Source organism: Methylobacterium sp. A52T, from assembly GCF_053346095.1.
Genome location: NZ_JBKFBI010000271.1, coordinates 1 through 2717, shown reverse-complemented (window position 1 = coordinate 2717; position 2717 = coordinate 1). Strand labels below are relative to the sequence as shown.

At 69.1% G+C, this 2717-nt stretch carries 3 protein-coding genes and 2 pseudogenes; all 5 read left to right on the top strand.

Translation table 11 applies throughout. The features are described from left to right. Positions 1-108: pseudogene (locus ACLBYE_RS30215) on the top strand (IS5/IS1182 family transposase); the annotation flags it as partial. Positions 109-205: 97 nt separating this feature from the next. After that, positions 206-595 carry an IS66-like element accessory protein TnpA gene (gene tnpA / locus ACLBYE_RS30210; protein ID WP_447696987.1) on the top strand — a complete coding sequence of 130 codons (390 nt, stop codon included), beginning with the start codon at positions 206-208 and terminating at the stop codon, positions 593-595. After that, a complete protein-coding gene (gene tnpB, locus ACLBYE_RS30205; protein WP_024827170.1) occupies positions 592-939 on the top strand; it encodes an IS66 family insertion sequence element accessory protein TnpB in 348 nt (115 codons plus the stop codon). The genes tnpA and tnpB overlap by 4 nt, the downstream gene beginning before the upstream one ends. Before the next feature lie 102 nt (positions 940-1041). After that, complete coding sequence (tnpC, locus tag ACLBYE_RS30200) at positions 1042-2547, top strand: IS66 family transposase (protein WP_447696986.1); 1506 nt, start codon at positions 1042-1044, stop codon at positions 2545-2547. Positions 2548-2584: 37 nt separating this feature from the next. After that, positions 2585-2717: pseudogene (locus ACLBYE_RS30195) on the top strand (transposase); the annotation flags it as partial.

The window sequence follows — 2717 nt, the reverse complement described above, 5'->3', positions numbered from 1 at the left end:
GTGTGGGACCGCCTGCAACACGCGCTTCTCGACCGGCTCGGCCGCCAGAACGGGATCGACTTCAGTCGAGCTTCCCTCGACAGCGCCTCGATCGCCGCAAAAAAGGGGGCGCGGCGACAGGTCCGAAGTACGCATCCGGCGAAGGCCGCCTTGTGAGCTGGCCCGTTGAGGCTGAGGTCATAGGAGTAATCCTAGGACCTTGAGCATGACCCAGGCGGGTATCGAACTGGTGAGAGCCGAGCGGCGTCGACGCTGGACGCGGGTGGAGAAGGAGCGGTTGGTCGCCGCTTCATTTGAACCGGGTGTGTCGACCTCGGATGTCGCCCGCCGGGCCGGTCTCCACGTCAGTCAGCTGTTCCGCTGGCGCAAGTTGCTGTGCGAGCGTGTCGGCGCTCCCACGCCAGCGCTGGTCCCCGTCGTGATCACTCCCACGTCCGCCGCGATGACGGTCGAGCCGGGTCGAGCGCACAACCGCGGCCGTCGCTCCGGCGGAGTGATCGAGATCGATCTCGGCAGAGGCCGGCGCGTTCGGGTCGGCTCCGACGTCGATGCCGCGGCGCTTCGGCGGGTGCTCGACGCCCTGGAGGGCCGATGATCCCGCTGCCGGCCAACGTGCGGGTGTGGCTGGCCACCGGCCACACCGACATGCGCAAGGGCTTTTCCAGTCTCGGCCTGATCGTCCAGGAGACGCTCAAGCGCGATCCCCATGGCGGGCATCTGTTCGTGTTCCGCGGACGGCGCGGCGACCTGATCAAGGTGATCTGGCACGATGGCCAGGGCGCGTGCCTCTACACGAAGCGGCTCGACCGCGGCCGTTTCCTGTGGCCCTCGGTGGCGGATGGAGCCGTGACGATCTCGACGGCGCAACTCGGCTACCTGCTCTCGGGGATCGACTGGCGGATGCCGCAGGAGAGCTGGCGTCCGAGCGCTCTCGGCTGAGGATAACGCGTTACAGCGCTTGAAGAATATGCTCTTCTCTCAAGTGTGCCGAACGCGCCCGAGCCCCCGCCGCTTCCCACCGATCTTGCCGCCGCCCATGCCATGATCCTGGCCGAGCGGGCGGCCCGGCTCGCCTCGGAGATCGCGGTCGAACGGCTGAAGCTGGAGGTCGCCCGGCTGCGGCGAGAACGGTTTGGGACCTCCTCGGAGCGCAGCGCCCGGATCGACCAGCTCGAACTCGTCCTGGAGGATCTGGAGGAGACGCTGGCCGAGACCCAAGCGCAGGCGGCCGCCGAGCCCGAAGCGCTCTCCGGTGCGGCTTCCTCTCGGCGCAAGCCCGCCCGCCGGCCTCTGCCCGAGCACCTGCCGCGCGAGCGCGTCGTCCATCCCGGCCCGACGACCTGCGCCTGTTGCGGCGGAGCGCGCTTTCGTCACCTTGGCGAGGACGTCACCGAGACCCTGGAGCGGATCCCGGCGCGCTGGGTCGTGATCCAGCACGTACGCGAGCGCTTCTCGTGCAGCGACTGCGAGACGATCGCGCAGACACCGGCCCCGTTCCATCCGATCCCGCGCGGACGAGCGGGCCCGAACCTTCTGGCCGAGGTGATGATGGCCAAGTTCGGCCTGCACCTGCCGCTGCATCGCCAGAGCCAGCGCTTCGCCCACGAGGGCGTACCGATCGACGTCTCGACGCTGGCCGGCTGGGTCGGAGCGGTGACCACCGCCCTGTCGCCCCTGGTCACCCGGATCGAGGCCCATGTTCGAGGGGCTGAGCGCCTGCATCTCGACGACACGCCCGTCCCGGTCCTGGCCAAGGGCAAGACCCGCACGGGCCGGCTCTGGACGGTGGTGCGTGACGACCGTCCCTTCGGCGGTCCCGAGCCGCCGGCTGCAGCCTACTTCTACTCCCCCGACCGCTCCGGCGCGCATGCCGAGACTTGGCTGGGCGACTTCCACGGCATCGTGCAGGCGGATGCCTTCTCCGGGTTTGGTCGGCTGTACGAACCTGGCCGTAAACCAGGCCCGCTGCGCGAGGCGGCCTGCTGGGCGCATGCCCGACGCAAGTTCTTCGAGCTGGCCGAGCTCAGGAAGGCTCCGATCGCGATCGAGGCGGTGGCGCGGATCGATGCGATCTTCGCCACAGAGCGCGCCACCAACGGTCTTGCCGCCGATGAACGCCGCGCGCACCGTCGCACCCGCTCGGCCGCCCTCGTCGCCGAGTTGGAAGCGTGGCTACGGGAGAACCGCGCCAAGCTGTCCGCCAAGGCTCCGGTGGCGCAAGCGATCGACTACATGCTCAAGCGCTGGAGCGCCTTCATCCTTTTCCTCGACGACGGACGTGCCTGCCTGTCGAACAACGCCGCCGAACGGGCTATCCGGCCGATTGCGGTAGGCCGCCGCAACTGGACCTTCGCCGGCTCGGATGCCGGCGGCCATCGCGCGGCCGCCCTCTACACGCTGATCGAGACCGCCAAGCTCAACGGCATCGATGCGCAGGCCTGGCTCGCCGATGTGCTCAGCCGGCTGCCCGACCATCCGGCCCGGCACATCGACGATCTGTTGCCGTGGAACTGGACCCAACATCAGCCCAGGCCGATCGCTGCCTGAAACCCCATCGGGAGAACGACCGCGGCCTTCACCGCAGGCGTACGGTCCGAACCCGACCGACCGGGGCAAGCCGGGCACGAAGCGCCACGTCCTCACCGACGCGAAGGGCATCCCCCTCGCATTGAAGCTGACGGGCGCCAACGTGCACGACAGCCGGATGCTGGAAGCCA

What these genes read in the sequence shown, in the direction of transcription:
- tnpA (WP_447696987.1), top strand. Translation starts at nt 206, where the DNA reads ATGACCCAGGCGGGTATCGAACTGGTGAGAGCCGAGCGGCGTCGACGC.
- tnpB (WP_024827170.1), top strand. Translation starts at nt 592, where the DNA reads ATGATCCCGCTGCCGGCCAACGTGCGGGTGTGGCTGGCCACCGGCCAC.
- tnpC (WP_447696986.1), top strand. Translation starts at nt 1,042, where the DNA reads ATGATCCTGGCCGAGCGGGCGGCCCGGCTCGCCTCGGAGATCGCGGTC.